This is a genomic window from Barnesiella sp. An55, assembly GCF_002161555.1.
Taxonomy (GTDB): Bacteria; Bacteroidota; Bacteroidia; order Bacteroidales; family Barnesiellaceae; genus Barnesiella; species Barnesiella merdipullorum.
In genome coordinates this window covers 88714-108270 of sequence record NZ_NFHZ01000014.1, presented here as the reverse complement: position 1 = coordinate 108270, position 19557 = coordinate 88714, and the positions used below count along the sequence as shown (strand labels likewise).

General features: G+C 50.5%; 15 protein-coding genes and 1 tRNA gene. 11 read left to right on the top strand and 5 right to left on the bottom strand.

Features of this window, described 5'->3' with window-relative positions; translation table 11 throughout:
- Positions 1–455: 455 nt before the first annotated feature.
- Together B5G10_RS12785 and B5G10_RS09635 are read left to right on the top strand one after the other, a co-directional pair.
- The gene (locus tag B5G10_RS12785; RefSeq protein ID WP_206396564.1) at positions 456–2795 is read left to right on the top strand and encodes an AAA family ATPase; all 2340 of its coding nucleotides are present in this window, start codon (positions 456–458) and stop codon (positions 2793–2795) included.
- Positions 2770–4104 carry a hypothetical protein gene (locus B5G10_RS09635; RefSeq protein WP_206396563.1) on the top strand — a complete coding sequence of 445 codons (1335 nt, stop codon included), beginning with the start codon at positions 2770–2772 and terminating at the stop codon, positions 4102–4104. Before B5G10_RS12785 ends, B5G10_RS09635 begins: the two co-directional genes overlap by 26 nt.
- 47 nt (positions 4105–4151) lie before the next feature.
- On the opposite strand, the gene B5G10_RS09630 is transcribed toward B5G10_RS09635, so the two are convergent.
- Positions 4152–4241: transfer RNA gene (locus B5G10_RS09630), tRNA-Ser, on the bottom strand.
- A 156-nt stretch (positions 4242–4397) separates the two neighbouring features.
- Between B5G10_RS09630 and mltG the strand changes: the two genes are divergently transcribed.
- Positions 4398–5441, top strand: coding sequence for an endolytic transglycosylase MltG (gene mltG / locus B5G10_RS09625; RefSeq protein ID WP_087424526.1), 1044 nt, complete (start codon positions 4398–4400; stop codon positions 5439–5441).
- Positions 5442–5773: 332 nt separating this feature from the next.
- Here the strand turns inward: mltG and B5G10_RS12750 are convergent, their stop codons facing one another.
- On the bottom strand, positions 5774–5932 hold the full coding sequence (locus B5G10_RS12750; protein WP_164470662.1) for a hypothetical protein: 159 nt from the start codon (positions 5930–5932) through the stop codon (positions 5774–5776).
- A 63-nt stretch (positions 5933–5995) separates the two neighbouring features.
- A complete protein-coding gene (gene dnaB, locus B5G10_RS09615) occupies positions 5996–7549 on the bottom strand; it encodes a replicative DNA helicase (RefSeq protein ID WP_087424524.1) in 1554 nt (517 codons plus the stop codon).
- Positions 7550–7955: 406 nt separating this feature from the next.
- Between dnaB and ispE the strand changes: the two genes are divergently transcribed.
- The 6 genes from ispE to dnaJ all read left to right on the top strand — a co-directional run bounded on the left by ispE (position 7956) and on the right by dnaJ (position 15301).
- Positions 7956–8774, top strand: coding sequence for a 4-(cytidine 5'-diphospho)-2-C-methyl-D-erythritol kinase (ispE, locus tag B5G10_RS09605; RefSeq protein ID WP_087424522.1), 819 nt, complete (start codon positions 7956–7958; stop codon positions 8772–8774).
- A 41-nt stretch (positions 8775–8815) separates the two neighbouring features.
- Positions 8816–9382 carry a Crp/Fnr family transcriptional regulator gene (locus B5G10_RS09600; protein WP_206396565.1) on the top strand — a complete coding sequence of 189 codons (567 nt, stop codon included), beginning with the start codon at positions 8816–8818 and terminating at the stop codon, positions 9380–9382.
- Positions 9383–9501: 119 nt separating this feature from the next.
- Positions 9502–10656, top strand: coding sequence for an acyltransferase (locus B5G10_RS09595; RefSeq protein ID WP_087424520.1), 1155 nt, complete (start codon positions 9502–9504; stop codon positions 10654–10656).
- 64 nt (positions 10657–10720) lie between these two features.
- Positions 10721–13291: a beta-N-acetylglucosaminidase domain-containing protein gene (locus B5G10_RS09590; protein WP_087424519.1), complete on the top strand. Its 2571-nt coding sequence runs from the start codon at positions 10721–10723 to the stop codon at positions 13289–13291.
- Between the two features lie 222 nt (positions 13292–13513).
- On the top strand, positions 13514–14119 hold the full coding sequence (locus B5G10_RS09585; RefSeq protein ID WP_087424518.1) for a nucleotide exchange factor GrpE: 606 nt from the start codon (positions 13514–13516) through the stop codon (positions 14117–14119).
- 21 nt (positions 14120–14140) lie between these two features.
- Entirely contained in the window at positions 14141–15301 is a 1161-nt protein-coding gene (gene dnaJ, locus B5G10_RS09580) for a molecular chaperone DnaJ (protein ID WP_087424517.1), read from the top strand.
- A 137-nt stretch (positions 15302–15438) separates the two neighbouring features.
- On the opposite strand, the gene bla is transcribed toward dnaJ, so the two are convergent.
- A complete protein-coding gene (gene bla, locus B5G10_RS09575) occupies positions 15439–16350 on the bottom strand; it encodes a class A beta-lactamase (RefSeq protein ID WP_158098809.1) in 912 nt (303 codons plus the stop codon).
- 148 nt (positions 16351–16498) lie between these two features.
- Between bla and B5G10_RS09570 the strand changes: the two genes are divergently transcribed.
- Entirely contained in the window at positions 16499–17443 is a 945-nt protein-coding gene (locus B5G10_RS09570; protein ID WP_087424515.1) for a tRNA-dihydrouridine synthase family protein, read from the top strand.
- Positions 17444–17676: 233 nt separating this feature from the next.
- Positions 17677–17916: a DUF2007 domain-containing protein gene (locus B5G10_RS09565; RefSeq protein ID WP_087424514.1), complete on the top strand. Its 240-nt coding sequence runs from the start codon at positions 17677–17679 to the stop codon at positions 17914–17916.
- 66 nt (positions 17917–17982) lie between these two features.
- Here the strand turns inward: B5G10_RS09565 and B5G10_RS09560 are convergent, their stop codons facing one another.
- Positions 17983–19512 carry a Na+/H+ antiporter NhaC family protein gene (locus B5G10_RS09560; protein ID WP_087424513.1) on the bottom strand — a complete coding sequence of 510 codons (1530 nt, stop codon included), beginning with the start codon at positions 19510–19512 and terminating at the stop codon, positions 17983–17985.
- Between the last annotated feature and the right edge of the window lie 45 nt (positions 19513–19557).

Sequence of the window (19557 nt, the reverse complement as noted above, 5' to 3'; positions counted from 1 at the left end):
TTTCGGTGATCATAGCGATTATTGTTTGTAATTCTTTGTAATTCAGTACTATAAAGATACAACAATTTTCGCTAATCACCAAATTTACAAACACTTACAATTCGTCGAACTCACGTTAATTAAATAAAAGTGTCTTATGTATTTATATGTTTTTCATTTTTTATTTGCCCCATAAAAATATGTGTTACAAATAACCTTTGCAACAAAAATTATCCTACTTATATAATATATAACCCTTATGCGATAAATTTCCCTAGTGAAAAAATAAATTTATTTTGCGATTTTTTTTTTTGTAAAAAATGGGGGGTAATTACTTAATAGATTTTATTGCAATGTAGAATCATTTATTTTATAAATGAAAGATGTTTTAGTGATAAAAAATATAAATTAATTTATATTTTGTTTATATCTTTGGCTTTTGCAAGTGAGGTTGAACCATTAATCTGATCTATATTATGGTAACTGATTTAATTAAGAGTGTAGCCGATAGGATGGAGTTTATTCGTTCATCTGACGACTTCTATTATGCCAAGGCTCAAGAAGAGTGGATGGCTTGGAAATCAACAAATATTTCACCTGATTTACTCAATAATCTTTTGGAATTGGCATCGAACTATGATTCGTTTTGTGCAAGTACTGATAGCCAAGTTGTAGCAATTCGGAATCAAATATTTCGTATGGTGGCTTATTGTGATTCTAAGGCAAAGGATAAAAATGAGTTGAATCAATATCCCGACAAGAGAACAATTGCGCGTTCGGGTATTCGTCAAAATTTATGGATTAGACTCTTGTTGGAGTATAAGAAGAAGGGAGAGGCCTCGATGACAGAGGGCTTTGGAAACTTTGTTAAGTACATGGAAGACCCTTATGATAATTTCCCTATTTTGAAAGAGGAGCATAAGCGATTGGCTTTTTGTTTCTTCGTTGGAAAGCCATATAGTCCTCAGATGTTTACGTCTGAGATGAAACGGGTGTTTAGACCTTTTTCTCTGTGTAAAAATCCGATTAACGAAACCGTGTGTATAATGGCGATGATTTATGCTTTGGAAGAAGAGTGGAATAAACAGGAGATTCAAGGCATTTTTGTTCATGATAATACCGGCTGGCAGGATAATGCTGTAGTCGATTCTGCAGGAAGGGGTATTTGCTTGTGGTGGCATAAATTACCGAAGAGAAAAGAGATAATGGCATCGCTGCGAAGTATAGTGGATGATCAGCGTACGTTTGATTTCTATTTTGTACAAAACAATCAGGCAGTCTATAAAGCTACGATTGTCGATTTTTCTATGCGAGAAGAGTATGATTCTAAATATCCCGATTGGGCCAAACAAAATCCTGCATGGATTAAAGAGCGATTTGACGATTATGAAGATAATGATGGAGCTAGAAAAGCCTCGGTTGTGTTTTTGGCCTCGAAATTCGAGCGATTGACGCATCAAATACCCATAAAGAATTTTGTCTTGTTTCAAAACATGAATTATTTGGTGCGTGGCGGTGTTGCAGCCTATACGAATATTTTGACCAATACTGAGTTAAAACAACAAGATATGATAGATGAATATTGCCAGTTAATTGAAAAGAATAAAAATTTGATATTGACGGGTGCTCCGGGCACTGGCAAAACTTATTTGGCTAAACAGATAGCCAAGCGATTGATTGGTGTAGAATCGGATGAGGAGCTTATAAGTAGTGGACAGTATGAGTTTGTACAGTTCCATCCCTCTTATGATTATACCGATTTTGTAGAGGGGTTACGCCCCACCGCTCCCGATGAGCACGGTAATGTAGGATTTGAGTTGCGCGATGGAATATTTAAGCAATTCTGTCAGCGGGCAGCCAAAAATTGTATTGATAGCGAAAAGAGTCGGGGTGATATTTCATTTGAGAGATTGTTTGAACAGAAATACAATAGTCTCATAGAAGCCATTCAAAACGAAGAGGTTGATAGGCTGCCGATTAAGACTCCCAACAAATATGCCGAAATTGGTGATGTTTCGGATAATGGTAATATTTTGTTTAAGACTACTACTGGGCTTTTGAGCCAGAATAGAGTGTCATTCAATCGATTACGGATGTTAGCCGATCGATATAAAACCTTAGGCGAATTGAATGATATGGCCAATATAAATCAAAGCATCAGAGAAGTGATAGGCGGTTGTAACTCTACGTGGTATTGGGCCGTGTTGCATTATATATATAGTGTGTATGGAGATATGTCGGTCAATGATATGGATGAAGAGCCGGTAACTCTTAAAAATTATGTGTTTGTAATCGATGAAATCAATCGGGGAGAAGTATCTAAAATCTTTGGAGAACTGTTTTTCTCGATTGAGGTAGGGTATCGAGGTAAGAAAGGCGGTGTAAATACCCAGTATGCCAATATGCATGAAACCGATGAAAAATTCTATGTTCCCCAGAATGTCTATATAATTGGAACCATGAACGATATAGACCGCAGCGTGGAGAGTTTCGATTTTGCCATGCGCAGGCGCTTTATATGGCGAGAGGTTACGGCCGAGGAGAGTGCCAGGAATATGAATCTGCCTCAAGAAGTGGTGGATAGGATGGAAAGACTGAATGCTGCGATTTCGGAAATCGAAGGGCTGAACTCGTCGTATCATGTTGGCGGAGCTTATTTCCTGTCCCTTCAGGATAATTGTAATTTAGGTTTTGTCGAAATATGGAATTATCGATTGGAACCTTTGCTGAAAGAGTATATGCGGGGTATGCCTAATATACAGGAGAATTTGGCCCAATTGAAACTTGCATATGAATCTGAATCCAACAACAGATAATAATCAGGGTAATTATTTGGTACCCGAATGCGATGAGCATCTTGAAAATCTTCGGGCGATAGGGAATTGTAGTGTGGCGGAATTGTGTAAGCACAATCCCGATTTCCTTGTATTTCCACAATCGTTTAGTATATATCATGATGATATAGAGAATAACTCTATATTCTCGTTGCAGGATGGGGTTTTGACCACTCGTAATATGATGGGGTTTGTGGGGCGGAATGAAACGCAGTTGACCATATCGTCTCGCTTTTCCAAGGAGGAAAAGAACGACTACTTTTTGCACTATATGTTGCAACGTGTATTTTCGATTAACATATTCAAGTTTGACCAGACTCCCGAGAAAGAAAATATTTGGGATTTCCTGTTGTATCTGTTTCCATTCTTTCTTAAGAAGGCATACTCGCAGGGAATTTATAAAACCTATTTGAGAAATAGATATAACGATTCCCATCTGAAGGGAAGTCTCGATGTAAATCGTCATCTTCGATTGAATATCCCTTTTTGCGGGCGTGTAGCCTATTCAGTGAGGGAATACAGTTATGATAATCCGGTTACACAGTTAATCAGGCATACTATTGAGCATATAAAATCACACCCTTTTGGTAGCGGCATCTTATCGTCGGATAGTGAAATACGGGATATTGTTGAGAAGATATATTCAATAACTCAAGCTACATATAACAGGAATAATCGTCGGCGGGTTATTGTCGATAACTTGAAGACTGTATCTCATCCCTATTTTACCGAATATCGATCGTTACAAAAAATCTGTTTGAGAATTTTGAATCGAGAGAAACTTACATTTGGAATGCAATCCGATCTGGTCTATGGGTTATTATTTGATGGAGCCTGGCTTTGGGAAGAGTATTTGAATACAATTCTTGCACGTGATTTTATCCATCCAGAAAATAAGACAGGAAAACATCGAGAGTATCTATTTGAGAATTCTCAATCGATATTTCCCGATTTTATAAGTAAACATCCTCCCATGATTGTGGGTGATGCCAAATATATACCTTTGGAAAGAACTTCATGTACGGAGAACTCGGAGCGGGCCTTGAATCTCTATTATAAGACGATTACCTATATGTATCGTTTTAGTTCGAACTGCGGACTGTTGCTGTTCCCGCATCCCGATACGTTATTTGAAAAAGAACTGAAGATAAAGAATACGAAGGGAGTCTTGAAAGAAGTAGGTTTGGCTATACCCCAGCATGCCAATAGCTTTAAGGAGTTTCAGTCTTGTATGTGCCGGAACGAAGAAGAGTTTCGCAGAAGCATTACGAATTGGAACCCCGACAAGTGAATAAAAAGAATAAAGGCCCGCTTCGATGAAGCGGGCCTTCGCAGCGTTGGCGGAAGGAGGGGGATTCGAACCCCCGGTACCCATTCGAGTACGTCAGTTTAGCAAACTGGTGGTTTCAGCCACTCACCCATCCTTCCAAGATGGTGCCGTGTTGAACGGCGTTTTTCCAAACGCAGCGCAAAGATAAGTCGAATATTTGAAACCGCAAATTTTTTCGCACTATTTTATTTCGTGAATATTCTGTATTTTTGTCGTCCCTATGGATTTTATTCACGTAGTATGACCTGTTGTTTATGGCAAATGTAAAGAAAAAGAGAAGGATAGGAATATGGATTGGGGCTTTGGCCATTGTGGCCGTGTTGGCGGTGATAACTTTGTTCATGACTCATCGATATGTATATGACACGGTGGTGGAGAAACAGTCGATGGTGTATGTGCACCGGCAATGGAATTCGGCTCAGCTCGACAGTGCCTTGCTGGAGGTATTGGGCGATAAACAGGTGGTGAATCGGGTAGAGCGGCTGCTCTCGTATTTCGATTTCGATGCGACCGCTCGCGAGGGGGTCTATCGGCTGGAGCCTGGGATGAGTGTATGGCGGGTGGCCTTGAAGTTGGCCCGGGGTAGTCAGACTCCGGTGCGGGTTACCTTTAACAATGTGCGCACCATCGACCAAATGGCCGAACGTATTGCCGAGCAGTTGTGTTTCTCGAAAGCCGATTTGTTGACTGCCTTGCAAAACGATAGTGCCTGTGCGGCCATGGGTTTTACACAGGCCACGTTGCCGGCGTTGTTCCTGCCCGATACGTATGAGTTTTATTGGACGGTGACTCCTCAAGCTTTTGTGCAAAAGATGGAGCGGGAGTATCGTCGCTACTGGCAGGACAAGCGTGAACAGCAGGCCGAGGCGTTGGGGTTGACCCCGATCGAGGTGGCTACACTGGCGTCGATTGTGGAGGAGGAGACCAACAAGCCCGATGAGATGGGCATGGTGGCCGGGCTCTATATGAATAGGTTGCGCAAGGGGATGCCTTTGCAGGCCGACCCTACGGTGAAGTTTGCCTGTGGCGATTTTGCGTTGCAGCGCATCCTCAAGAAACACCTTGCCGTCGAGTCACCCTACAATACCTATCGAGTGACGGGGTTGCCCCCGGGTCCTATACGCATTGCGTCGAAGCAGGTCATCGATGCGGTGCTGAATCATCGGCCCAACGATTACCTCTATATGTGTGCCCGCGAGGATTTCTCGGGCTATCACAACTTTGCCGTTACGCTGGCCGAACACCAGCGCAATGCCGCGCGTTACCAGCGGGAGTTGAACCGGCGGGGAATACGCTGAACGTTTGACAAGCGTTGGTTACTCGAATGGTCTAAAATAATAAAGCCTCGTCTCACGACGGGGCTTTATTACTTGAAATATATCAAAAACAAGAAAGAGGATAATGTTTATTACAGAAAATAAACAAAGGATAATATAATACCAATGAAACACACAAAAAACAAGAATATTATCGTATAAATCAAACTCTTTTGAATTTGGTTCCCAACCTTTCTCCATCGGGTAGCGACGCTTCGCTTTCCCGGGGTGGAGGGGCTCTTTGGGGGCCGCTTTCGATAATAAAACAATGCTGGGGGGAGAAATGTTTCGGCTGTCGCCTGTTTTAACTCTCATTAACTATTTACGCTTTGTTCGGTAGTGGGCAGGGCCGAGGCTTCGGGCTCGTCGTCGATCCAGATAGCCAGTGTAAGCCAATACAATAGCAGGACGATAGCAATGGCCACGCCTATTGTCGTCCAGATTTTTTGTCGTTTTTGTCGTTTGTTTTCCATACGTAGCTGTTACTCGGTTGGTTTTGGTAGAGTAACAGTCGCAGAGGGATAAAGTTCGCTGCCTCAGAAGGGTAAATTTTCGTTCTTGCCGGAGGTGAGGAAGTCGGTATTGCCGGGCAGAGGAGCGGCAGAAGCCTCTCCTGCGGGGGCGGCATTGAACTTCGAGGTGACCGGTGCGCTGAGGTCGGAGAGTCGGGTATCCTCGTCGTAGTTCTGGAAGCGAGCCAGGTAGGAGACGAACTTGAGGTTGATTGTATCGGTGGCACCGTTACGGTGCTTGGCGATGATAAATTCGGCCAGGCCCTCGATGCTGTTTCCGTTGGCATCTTCTTTGGAACGGGTGTAGTACTCGGGGCGGTGAATGAAGCAGACCATATCGGCATCCTGCTCGATGGCTCCCGATTCACGCAGGTCGGAGAGTTGCGGCCGCTTGCTCTCTTTGCTGTCCTTGTCGTTGCCTCGCGACTCGACGCTACGGTTCAACTGCGACAGGGCGATGATGGGTATCTGTAACTCTTTGGCCAACTGCTTGAGCGACCGTGATATGGTGCTCACCTCTTGCTCTCGGCTGCCGAATGACATGCCGCTGGCGTTCATCAACTGCAGGTAGTCGATGATGATGATTTTGATGCCGTGCTCGCGTACCAGCCGGCGGGCTTTGGTTCGCAGCTCGAATACCGACAGGCTGGGGGTATCGTCGATATAGATGGGGGCATTTTGCAGGATCTCGATACGCGACATGAGGCGCTCCCACTCGATGGGGCTCAACTGTCCGCTCTTGATTTTGTCGCCCGGGATATCGCAGGTGTTGATGATAAGACGGTTTACGAGCTGGACATTCGACATCTCGAGCGAGAAGATGGCTACCGGGGTGTTGTAGTTGACGGCCATGTTTTTGGCCATGGAGAGAACGAAGGCCGTCTTACCCATGGCCGGTCGGGCAGCGATGATAATCAGGTCGGAGTTCTGCCAACCCGAGGTGATTTTGTCGATGCCGTGGAATCCGGTTTGCAGACCGCTCAAACCGTCGGTACGGTTGGCGGCTACCTGTATCTGTTTGATGGCCTCGCTGATGACAGGGGCAATTTGCACCACATCTTTCTTGAGGTTGCGTTGTGAAATCTCAAAGAGTTTCCCCTCGGCCTCCTGCATGAGGTCGTCCACATCGTTGGTCTCGTCGAAGGCCTTGTTGAGGATTTCGCTCGAGAACTCAATCAGTTCGCGGGCCAGGTATTTCTGGGCCACGATGCGGGCGTGATACTCGATGTGAGCGGCCGAAGCCACACGCCCCGTCAGCTCCGAGATACGCAGGGCACCACCCACCTCGTCGAGTTTGCCGTCGAGGCGCAGCTGCTCGGTGACGGTGAGCATGTCGATAGGGCGTTGCTGGGCACCCAGTTTGGCTATGGCACTGTAAATCGTTTGGTTGTTGGGCTCGTAGAAACATTCGGGTTTCAGGATATCGCACACGGTAGTGTAGGCATCCTTCTCGAGCATGAGGGCCCCCAGTACGGCCTCTTCGAGCTCGGTGTCCTGAGGTTGCAACTTGCCTTGTTCCGAAACTTTCGGGGCATAGGTTTTCTTTTGTCGGCTTGTATAATTTCTGCGAGGTTCCATATTATCTCCTTTGGGGGTACAAAGATAGCGAAAGGTGAGAGCAGAGACAAACGGAAAACGAAGTTTTCGACGTTTGACTATGCCGAACCGCCTCCTTTCTTCTGGAAAGATAGCGAAAGGTGAGAGCAGAGACAAACGGAAAACGAAGTTTTCGACGTTTGACTATGCCGAACCGCCTCCTTTCTTCTGGAAAGACAGTGAAAGGAGAGAGCAGAGACAAACGGAAAACGAAGGACTTTTCCCCTTGCCCCGCCGGGAGACAAGGTTTCGCCTTGCCTCGGGCATTCCCCTGTTGGCTTTTGTAATTTGTAAGCGGTGAAAATTTTTATTCTTTGGGGGTAGTAGGGTTGGCTATGTGGAGGAGAATGGTTAATTTCGCCAAGAATCTCGAAAAACAGACAAGACCATGATACGGTTTCCCAATGCCAAAATCAACCTGGGGTTGCGCATCGTTTCGCGTCGCCCCGACGGGTATCACAATCTCGAAACGGTCTTTTATCCCATACAGCTGCAAGATGCGCTGGAGTTGGTGCCGACGTCCGACCAGGCTACGAGTCTCACGCTGTCGGGAATTGTCATCGACGGCGACAGCCGCGACAACCTGGTGATGAAGGCGTGGCGTCGGTTGAGCGAGCGATTCGACTTGCCGCCGGTGTCGATACACCTGCACAAGGCGATACCCTTCGGGGCCGGACTGGGCGGTGGGTCGGCCGATGCCGCCTTTCTGCTCTCGATGGTGCGCGACTATTTCCACCTGCCGCTGAGCGACGAGGAGCTCGACCGCGAGGCGGCCGCTTTGGGAGCCGACTGTCCCTTCTTTCTTCACAACAAGCCGTTGCTGGCCAAGGGAATAGGCGACGAGTTCGAGCCGGTAGCTCTCTCTCTGAAGGGGTACCGGCTGGTGCTGGTGAAGCCGGCCGTGGCGGTGCCTACGGCGGTGGCCTATTCGCTGGTGACTCCCGCCGAGCCCGATGAGCCGGTGAGCGTGACCATCGCGCGGCCGGTAACCGAGTGGCGAGACCGTTTGGTGAACGATTTCGAAAAGAGTGTCTTTGCCCGATTCCCCGAGGTGAAGGCTATCAAAGAGGGACTCTATGAGGCGGGGGCTGTCTATGCCTCCATGTCGGGGTCGGGGTCGTCGGTTTTCGGACTCTTCGACCAGGATGTCGATGTAGCCGACCGCTATCGCGACTGTTTCGTGTGGAGCGGCGAGTGCGAGGTGTGACGAGCAACCGAGGAGGAGCCCGATAGAATTCAATGCTTATGATGGATGTAGTAATAGCGAAAATCAATGCGTCGTATCCGCTTTCGGCCGAGACGGAGCAACTCCTAAGGGAGAGTGTGACCGAGTGCCGGTTTCCCAAGCGGTACCAATTGGTGCGGGCCGGTGTTTATTGCAAATATGCCTATTTTATCGAGCAGGGTATGACCCGTTCGTTCTGGCTGGTCAACGGCGAAGAGATTACCACCTCGTTTTCGTGCGAGGGAGGCATCGTCTTCAGCATGGACGAACTCTACTACGACAAGGTGAGCGAGGAGTATGTCGAGACTCTCGAGGAGGTGTTGGCCTATCGCATTGCCTTGTCGAGGTTGCGCGAGCTGTTTCAGACCAATATCGAGCTGGCCAACTGGGGGCGCATCATTCACCAGGACGAGTACCGTCGGCTGCACCGCTCGCACAAGGAGCGGCTCACGCTGTCGGCCCGTGAGCGTTACGAAGCCTTCCAGCAACAGTTTCCGCAGGTGTGCCAGCGGGCTCAGTTGGGCTATATAGCCTCCTATCTGGGTATTACCCTCTCGACCCTCAGCCGGTTGCGCCGGGTAAAAAAGTAGGACGTCGCGTCGCGTTTTTGATGTAGGACAAATTTCGCCTTGGCCAAGTGCTGTACCTTTGTCGTTGCCGTGCACGGGTTACAGGAAACAACACATTTATTTATCGTAAAATCATTATCATGCAAAATATCTCTTCATCGGCCTTCTCCGATACCAAGCCTCACTATGAGTTGCTCGACGGGTTGCGGGGAGTGGCGGCCCTCCTGGTCGTGTGGTATCACGTGTTCGAGGGGTATGCCTTTGCCGGAGGCACGCTCATCGAGAGTATCAACCATGGCTATCTGGCAGTCGATTTCTTTTTCATTCTCTCGGGGTTTGTTATCGGTTATGCCTATGACGACCGCTGGGGCAGGAGCCTGACGATGAAAAACTTTTTCAAGCGCCGGCTCATTCGCCTTCATCCCATGGTGGTAATGGGGGCGGTACTGGGAGCCATCACCTTTTGCCTGCAGGGACAGGTGCAGTGGGACGGTACTCATGTGGCCACCTCGATGGTGATGCTGGCTCTGTTGTGCGCCCTGTTTTTTATACCGGCTGTTCCCGGTGCCGGTTACGAGGTGCGGGGCAATGGCGAGATGTTCCCCTTGAACGGGCCCAGTTGGTCGCTCTTTTTTGAATACATAGGCAACCTGCTCTATGCGCTGGCCTTGCGCCGACTCTCGACGCGACTCCTTACCGTAGTCGTGGTGCTGCTGGGGGTGGCTCTGGCCGGTTTTGCCCTGTTCGATGTGTCGAGCTATGGCAATATCGGGGTGGGGTGGACGCTCGACCCGGTCAACTTCGTGGGCGGTCTGTTGCGTATGCTCTTCCCCTTCTCGATGGGGCTGTTGATTTCCCGCCGCTTCAAACCGGTGCGGGTGAGAGGTGCCTTTTGGATTTGCTCGCTCGTGTTGCTGGTGCTGTTTCATGTGCCCTATCTGCCCGGTAACGAGACCATTTGTTTGAACGGTCTGTTCGAGGCTATCTGCATCGTCATGATATTTCCCGGGCTTATCGTGCTGGGAGCTTCGGGCTCTACTACCGACACTTTTTCTACCCGGGTATGCAAGTTCCTGGGCGATATCTCTTATCCGCTCTACATTACCCACTACGCTTTCATGTATCTGTTTTATGCTTGGCTCATCGAGAAGGGCTACTTTACATTCGGCGAAACCTGGCAGGTGGTCCTGTGCGTGTATGTGTGGAATGTGGTAGTGGCCTACCTCTGCTTGAAACTCTATGACGAGCCGGTGCGCCGCTGGCTGAGTCGCCGTTTTTTGAACAAACGCAAATAATGCTTATCTTTGGCTGGAAATAGGGCTCGTTCCGACCCGTGAAAAACATTAGAAACCCAAAAATATGATAAAGTGTAGCAAAGTATTGACCGCATGGGCTGTCGCAATGTTGGCCTGCGGTAGTGTGTGGGCTCAGGAGGCCGAGTTCGATTTGTCGAGCCAGCGTTCCGAGTCGCAAGATGTGTTGGCCGTCCCCGGTAAGAAACTCGATCACGGCGGTATCGTGGTGAATCCCACGCCGCAACAGATGACCCTCGACCGGGCTCACACGCTCGACCTCTCGAAGGGGGTCAACCTGAAGGACTTGCAAGGCAAGTTTTCGGCCGATGTGCCGTTCCTTACTCTGAATAAGAAGGGGGTGAAACTCTCGGTCGATTTTGGAGAGAAACCGGCGGCCCGGCATGGTGTGAAACAGGTGGCAGGTGCCTACCGGTTGGAGGTCAACAAAAAGGGTATCACCATTGTGGGGTATGACGAGCGGGGAGCCTTCTATGGCTTGCAGACCCTGCGTCAGCTGGTCGAGAGCCCGGCTGTGACCAACGGCCATCTGCCCTATGTCGAGATTGACGATTATCCCGACCTGAAATACCGTGGTGTGGTCGAGGGCTTCTATGGTACTCCCTGGTCGCACGAGGTGCGCATGTCGCTGATCGATTTCTATGGTAAGTTCAAGATGAACAGTTACCTCTATGGCCCCAAAGACGATCCCTATCACAGTTGCCCCAATTGGCGCTTGCCCTATCCCGAGAAGGAGGCCGAACAGATTAAGGCGCTCATCGAGGCGTGCCGCCGCAACCGGGTCGATTTCGTTTGGGCCATTCACCCGGGGCAGGATATCAAATGGAACGAAGAAGACTACCAGAATCTGGTGAATAAATTCAACTGGATGTACGATTTGGGCGTGCGTGCCTTTGCCCTCTTCTTCGACGATATATCGGGCGAGGGTACCAATCCCGTGAAGCAGACCGAGTTGCTCAATCGCTTGACGACCGATTTCGTCAAGGCCAAAGGCGATGTGGCCTACCTCACGGTTTGTCCTACCGACTATTCCAAACTGTGGGCCAACCCCACACCGCAGGGTCCCCTGGCTATTTATGGCCAAACGCTCGACCCCTCGGTCGAGGTCTTCTGGACCGGCGACGTAGTGTGCAGCGACCTCACACCCGAGACGATGGAGTGGGTCAACAGCCGCATTAAACGGCCGGCCTACTTCTGGTGGAACTATCCTGTGAACGACTATGTGCGTCACGTCATTCTGCAAGGTCCCGTTTATGGTCTTGACACTACTCTCACGGCCAATGACCTTTGCGGTATTGCCAGCAACCCCATGGAGCATGGCGAGGCCTCGAAACTGGCCCTCTATGGCGTGGCCGACTATACCTGGAACGTGGCCGATTATAACCCCATCGACAACTGGGAGCGTGGCTTGGGCGTGATGATGCCCGAAGCTCGCGAGGCCTACCGTACTTTTGCCATTCACTCGTGCGACACCGAGAACGGTTACCGTCGCGACGAGTCGTGGGAGACCCGCACCTTCCATCTGGCCGACTGGGACGATGCGGCAGCCGATGCCCTGTGGCAAGAGTTTGACCGGGTAGAGAAGGCTCCCGCTACCATAGAGAGCAACTGTGCCAACCGGGGGCTGGTCAAGGAGCTGACCCCCTGGCTCAAGGAGTTTGAGAAGTTGGGCGCGCGGGGTAAACGGGCCATTGAGTTGGCTCGTCTCTACCGCACCGGCAACGACGACGAGACATTCTGGAATAGTTATGTAGAGAACCTCATGAGCCGCGACGACCGCGCTGCCTACGAAGCTCACAAGAGCGGCACCATGAAACTGCAACCTTTCTATGAGAATATCATGGACGATATGGCCCACGGTTTCCTGGCTCGGATATGGGGCGAGATACCGATCTATTACAAAGGCATCGGGACCTTCAGCACGATTAAGACACCCCAGGCCAAGCTCATGCTCGACCACGATACTGCCACCTATTATACCTCGGGGATTGCTCAGAAAGCGGGCGACTGGATAGGTCTCGACCTGGGTAAAGTCGAGGCGGTGACCGAGGTCTCTATTCTGCAAGGCCGCAACTCGGTCGATGATGTCGATTACTTCGATCATGCCGTAGTGGAATATTCGGCCGATGGTAAAACCTGGACACCCCTCACCGGAGAGCTGAAGCAACAGTATGTCATTGATTGGCAGGGCGAGCCGGTACAGGCCCGGTACATTCGGTTGAAACGGCTCGAGTCGGCTCGTACCAACTATGCATCGGTGCGCTCGTTCGAGGTGAATCCGCCCCGTGCCGAACGGTTGGGCTTCGCCCTGGAGGCCGATAATCTGCAACAGGCCCTCTATCTCTTCGACGGACAACTGGCAACGAGCTATCACAACACGGCTACAATCTCCTTTGGAGCGAAACCCGGGGTGAGCGAATATATCGTGTTGATGAATAAACAGAAGGATAACAAGCCCCTGGCTATGAAGGTGACGCAGCTGGATGCCAAAGGTTCCATTGTCGATAGTCGTGAGGTGACGGGCCCCTTCGGTAAGATAGAGGTGAAGCCCAATGTCACCCGGATAAGCCTTGCTGGCGACGCCGAAATCTTCGAAATCGTACCGGTTGCGAAATAGAAAACAGGCAGAGGATTAAAGATAGTGGAGGGGCGGCCTTGTTAAGGTCGCCCCTTTGTCTTGTCGAAGCACGACTCCCGAGGTGACAACAGCCGGGGACGATAGTGACAAAAATACAGTCATCCCTGGTTTGGCAGTGTTTTTGATACTATATAAATGCTTGTTGAAGATCATTCTTCGAGGAGGCAGAATATGAATCGTAAAAAAAGAAAAACTAAAGATATGGCTGAAGAAAAAGAACGCGAGAAATCGCAAGTAATTGAGGACGAGGCTCCTGAAAAAGACGAGAAGGAGGCCTGTGAGCAACAGCCCCAAGATGCGGAGACGGGCGAACCCGCAGCCGAAGGGGGTGAAGCCGATGAGGCTGCCAAATTGTCAGCCGAGCTGGATACGTTGAAAGCGACCATCGAGAAGATGCAGAAAGATTATCTGCTGCTCATGGCCGAGTTTGATAACTTCCGTAAACGGACATTGCGCGAGAAAGCCGATTTGATTAAAAACGGCAATGAAAATTGCATGAAGGCGATTCTGCCGGTAATCGACGATTTCGAACGAGGATTGGCCGCTGTGGAAGAGAGTAACGACTTGAACGGCGTGAAAGAGGGTATGAACTTGATATACAATAAATTCAAATCATTCCTCGAGCAGAACGGCGTGAAAGAGATTCCTACGAAAGATGCCGATTTCGATACCGAGTATCACGAGGCCGTGACCACATTCCCGGCTCCCGACCCTGCCCAGAAAGGCAAGGTAATCGATACCGTTCAAAAGGGCTATACACTTAACGACAAGGTTATCCGATTCGCCAAAGTAGTCGTGGGAGAATAAAACAGAGAGGGATAGAGAGCAATGGAAAAGAGAGATTATTATGAAGTGCTGGGCGTCGCCAAAAATGCGACACCCGAAGAGATAAAGAAGGCATACCGTAAAAAGGCTATTCAATATCACCCCGATAAGAATCCCGGTAATAAAGAGGCCGAAGAGAAATTCAAAGAGGCAGCCGAGGCCTACGAGGTGCTGAGCGATCCCGACAAACGGGCTCGTTACGACCAGTTCGGGCATCAAGGTTTGGGCGGTTCTGCCGGCGGCGGTTTCAGCGGTGGCGGTATGTCCATGGAAGATATTTTCTCGCATTTCGGCGATATCTTCGGAGGCAGTTTCGGTGGCTTCGAAGGCTTTGGCGGAGGCAGCAGCAGTTCGCGTGGCGGCCGTCGTCATGTCAACAAGGGCTCCGATTTGCGTGTGAAAGTAAAACTCTCCCTTAAGGAGATTGCTACCGGAGTCGAGAAGAAAATCAAGGTGCCCAAATATGTAAGCTGTTCCTACTGTAAAGGAACGGGTGCCGAGAACGGTACGGCCTATACCACTTGTTCGAAGTGTAACGGTTCGGGCGTGGTGACTCGGGTTCAACAGACATTCCTCGGGGCCATGCAATCGACCACCACTTGCCCCGATTGTGGAGGCGAGGGGCGCATCATTACCAAGAAATGTCCGCACTGTGCAGGCGAAGGTATCGTGCGCGAAGAGGAGGTAATCACCATCAACATCCCGGCCGGTGTATCGGAGGGCATGCAGCTCTCAATGGCCGGTAAGGGTAATGCCGCCCGTCACGGTGGTGTGAACGGCGACCTGCTCATCCTCATCGAAGAGGAGCCGCATCCCGACTTGGTTCGTGATGAGAACGACTTGATTTATAATCTGTTGCTCGACTTGCCTACGGCTGTGCTGGGTGGCTCGGTCGAAGTTCCCACGCTCGACGGAAAAGCTCGTATCAAGGTAGAACCGGGAACCCAACCCGGCAAGATTTTCCGCTTGCGGGGTAAAGGATTGCCCTCGGTCAACCGTTATGGTGTGGGCGACTTGATTGTGAACGTGTCGGTCTATATCCCCGAGAACCTCAATGCTGCCGAGAAGAAACACTTCGAGGAGTTGAAGACTTCGCCCAACATGCAGCCTACGCTCACGACCAAGCAGCGTATATTCAGCAAATTGCGTCACATGTTTGAGTAATAACAGAGTTAACACATAGGATATAATCAAAAGGAACCGTCTGGTGCATCGTCAAGGATGTAGCGGACGGTTTTTTTGTACTCGGTCAATTCGTTCTCGATACGGGGATGGCTTACCCTTGAAAAGATCACGGCCGTTTATCGGCAGGGTTGGGTGATGGCTCGATAGATGATGCGGGTAATCTGGGCAATGAGGTCGGCATTGGTGGCGTCGCTCTCGCGGGAGTCTTTGACAAAGACAGTCAGGTAGCATACTCGGCCATCGGGCAGAACGATAAAGCCGGCGTCGTTGTCGGCAATCGTCACTCCGTCGGTCACCTTTCCCGAGCTGCCGGTCTTGTGTCCCAGCGTGATATCAGAAGGTAGTCCGGCCCGTATCTTATTGGTGCCGGTCGAGATCTCGACAAGGGTCGAGCAGATGAAACGGGTATGCTCCTCGTTCAGCAAAGCGCCATCGTGAATCTTTTGCAACAACTGCACGACCGACGAGGGGTGGCCCCAGTTGCGATAACAGGCCGGTATATTGGCATGCATCGAGGCCTCGGTTTCGGTGAGGTCGTAGCCGGTGATACCCGCCCGGTCGATACAACTTTTTACTGCATCGATGCCGCCGGCACGGGCGATGAGCAGGTCGCAGGCGTTGTTGTCGCTCAAGGCGAGGGCGTAGTGTAGCAGTTGGGCATAGGAGATGTCGAAACACCCCGAAGGGTAGCGGTCGAGTAGCGGGCTGTAGGTATCGCGGCGCATCTGAGTAGAGTCGATGTGCAGTATCTCGTCGAGTCGGGTACCGTCGGCTTCCATGCGTTGCAGGACTGCCACGGCTACATGCAGTTTGAACACACTCATGAGCGGGTAGCGCACCGTGTCGTTGAAGGCAAAGTTTTGTCCGTTGATCGAGCAGGCTACCCCCACGGTTGCCGACTTGTCTTGCAAGAGCTGTTCGATGCGATGCGAGACGGTAGCCGACGCCTCGGGCAAGAGGGCGTGTGCCGGCAATATGGAGGAAAAGAGGAGTAGGAGAGTTGCCGAAAGAATTTGACGAGTAAGCATGATGTTAGGAGGTTTGTTTCTTTTATATCTCAAAGGTAGATATAAAAAGCGAGAGCAGAGTTCGAAAGGCTTCAATTTTAAACGGTCGTTCAATAAAAAGTGCGAGTAAGTTTGGTTCCCTCCCCCCGATTGTATTACTTTTGTTTCCATGTCACTACCCGTCTATTTTGCACCGTTGCAAGGTTATACCGATGCGGTTTACCGTGCTGCCCATGCCTCGCTCTTCGGTGGGGTCGAGGCCTATTACATGCCATTCGTACGACTCGAAAAGGAGGAGCTCCGGCGTAAAGATTTGCGCGATATCGAGCCCGAAGCCAATCGGGGTGTGGCGGTTGTGCCGCAGTTGATTGCCTCGCTTCCCGATGAATTGTGTCGTCTGGTCGATGGCATAGCGGCCTGCGGTTATCGACGCATCGATATCAATTTGGGATGTCCGTTCCCGCTGTTGGCTCGCCGACACAAAGGGTCGGGCATATTGCCTTATCCCGATGAGGTAGAGCGGTTGTTGTGTCCGCTCGAGCGATACGGAGATATTGATTTCTCGGTAAAGATGCGGTTGGGGTGGGAGTGCCCCGACGAATCGCTGCGGCTGTTGCCCATCCTTGAGGGTGGACCTGTGCGGCAGATTACCCTCCACGCCCGGCTGGGAAGGCAGCAATACAAGGGCAATCCCGATATTGATTCCTTTGCCCGGTTTTACGAGGCGTGTCACCTCCCATTGGTCTATAATGGCGATCTTGTTGCGGTGGAAGAGATGGTGGCAATCGAAGCGCGTTTCCCCCGGTTGGCCGGTTTGATGGTGGGGCGCGGGTTGTTGGCCCGTCCCTGGCTGGCCGAGGCTTATGCTTATGGGGGCGACCCCGGGCCTCTACGCTACGAGCGGGTGGCTCGGCTGCACGAGCAGGTATTCACCGGCTATGCCCGGGTGCTGCAGGGGGCTCACCAGTTGCTTGCGCGCATGGCTGCGTTTTGGGAATACTTGTTGCCCGATGTCGATAAGCGCATGAAGAAACGGGTGTTGAAGGCTCGTTCGCCCGAGGCTTATACCGAGGCTGTGCGGGCGCTCTTTTTTTCTTTGCAAGAAAAGGGGTAGGGGTGTAGGGGTGTAGGGATTTTCCCTGTTAAACGCGTTATGATAATAGCGTGTGGTGAGATTCGTCCGGCAGAGTCTGAAACTTCTGTGATTCTATTTGCTTTTTTGGTGAATTTTACCTATATTTGGATTATGGGATGCGGCTGGCAGTGCCAAACTGGAAAACCACGTTTTCATTTGCCTCTGCTCTCGCCTTTCGCTATGTTTGGATAACTACCTAAAATACCCCTATTATGGAAAAAGAGATTGTGTTGTATCGTACGTTCGACTCGTCGGTCGAAGCGAATATCGTGAAAGACGTGTTGGAGACCAACGGAGTTCCCTGTTTCTTGTCGAACGAAATCTTCTCCAGCGTATTGCCGTTGACCAACTCGGAGGTAGGAGCCATTCGGCTGAATGTCTTTGCCGACGATGTGGCCAAAGCCGATACCATCTTGAGTAACACGACGACTCTCTCCGAAGAGAAGGAGTGAGAGGAGAGACTGACCTCGGTCATTGCTCTCGAGCCTTGTGTGCGATGAGGGTCGAGGGTGCTATCTCTATTTTTTGAGTGCTGCGAAGTTACCCGACGAGAATACGGGCGGAGCATTGTGCGTGCCTTGCGTGGTCTCGCTTCCTTGAGTTGTGAATGGAGCGAGGCTTTGTTTTATCTTGAACCCGGTGAACACGACGAGTATCGACATGAGGGGACTCAGCAGATTGAAGAAGCAGTAGGGTAGATAGGTGAGTGTTCCCACTCCCAACACGGTGGCCTGAGTCATGCCGCAGGAGTTCCAGGGAATAAGTACCGAGGTGACCGTGACCGAATCTTCTACGGTGCGGCTGAGCAGTCGGCTCTCCATCCCGCGGTTGTGATACAACTCCTTGAACAGATTTCCCGTGAGTATAATCGACAGATACTGGTCGGCGGTGCAGGCGTTGAAAAAGAGCCCAGCCCCTACGGTCGAACACACGGCGCTTTTGGGTTTTTTGACAAACCGAACGAAGAGGTTGGTGATGCTGCGTATCATGTGACTGGCCGACATCACTCCACCGAAACACATGGCGCAGATGATGAGCCAGATGGTATCCATCATGCCCCGCATGCCTCGGGTGGCTACCAGGGCATCGATTTCGGGGTGCCCCGTCGATAGAGCGGTACTGCCGAATACCGAGGTCATCAGCCCCTTAAAACCGGTGGCGAAGTCGAGGCTCTCGCTTGAGGCGATTTGCAGCAGAATGTGGGGCTGGAATATCAGAATACAGATACCTGCTATCACCGACGAAATGAAAAGGGTGATGATAGTGGGGAGCTTGGCCAGAATAAGAACTCCCGTGATGAGGGGAACCAGCAGCAACCAGGGCGAGAGATTGAATTTCTGAGCCAGCGTGTCGGCAAAGAGGGCACTTTGCGCACTGTCGGTATGGCTCATCGAGAGCCCGGCCACGGTAAAGATAATGAGAGTGATGACCATCGAAGGTACGGTGGTAATCAGCATGTAGCGTATGTGGGTAAACAGCTTGGTGCCTGTGGTGGACGAGGCGAGTACCGTGGTGTCGGAGAGGGGTGAGATTTTGTCGCCGAAGTAGGCCCCCGAAATGATGGCTCCGGCAATCCATCCGGCATCGAATCCCATGGCTTTGCCTATTCCCAGCAGAGCAACTCCTATGGTGGCGATGGTCGTCCACGAACTACCCGTTATAATCGAGACAATGGCGCAGATGATGCAGCACGAGGCCAGGAAGAATCGGGGCGACAGAATGTTCAACCCGTAGGAGATAAGCGTGGGGACCACCCCGCTGAGCATCCAGGTACCCGAGATGGCACCGATGAGCAGCAGGATGATGATGGCCGGTGTTACCTTCTTGATGTTTTTGGCCATACCTTCCTCGAGTACACTCCACTTGTAGTTGTAGCCTCCCATGGCAATGGCCACACACACGGCCGAGGCGACAAGCAGCGACACCTGGCTGCCGCCCAGCAGGGCGTCGCTCCCAAAGGTGGGGATGACCATGGCCAGTAGCCCTACGAGTACGACCAAGGGAATGAGTGCAATAAGTGGAGCAGGTATTTTGGTTTTTTCGTCCATGATGATTCTGTTGTAATTTGACCCTGCAAATGTAATAATAATGCA